Source organism: Pseudomonas sp. 51_B (assembly GCF_017491595.1).
Taxonomy (GTDB): Bacteria; Pseudomonadota; Gammaproteobacteria; order Pseudomonadales; family Pseudomonadaceae; genus Aquipseudomonas; species Aquipseudomonas promysalinigenes.
The window spans coordinates 1-246 of sequence record NZ_JAFGYW010000549.1 but is presented as its reverse complement, the minus strand read 5'-3'; the positions used below and the strand labels follow the sequence as shown (position 1 = coordinate 246).

Annotated in this window: 1 pseudogene; it reads left to right on the top strand. The window is 55.7% G+C overall.

Annotated features, from left to right (window positions below):
* Positions 1–71: 71 nt before the first annotated feature.
* Positions 72–246, top strand: a pseudogene (locus J5M56_RS26125) (arginine-ornithine antiporter); the annotation flags it as partial.

Here is a 246-nt window from a genome sequence, read left to right as displayed (position 1 = left end):
ATTCACGTCAGTTCAAGGCCACGGCGACGGATTTATGCTGTCGTCAACTTTCTCCTGGCAGGAGTTGTTAAATGTCTGATTCTTCGGGAAAACTAAAGCTAGGCGCATTAGTTGCACTTGTGGTCGGTTCGATGATCGGTGGCGGGATCTTTTCGCTGCCGCAGAACATGGCTGCCCGCGCCGACGTCGGCGCGGTTCTAATTGGCTGGGCAATCACCGCTGTGGGCATGCTGGCCTTGGCGTTCG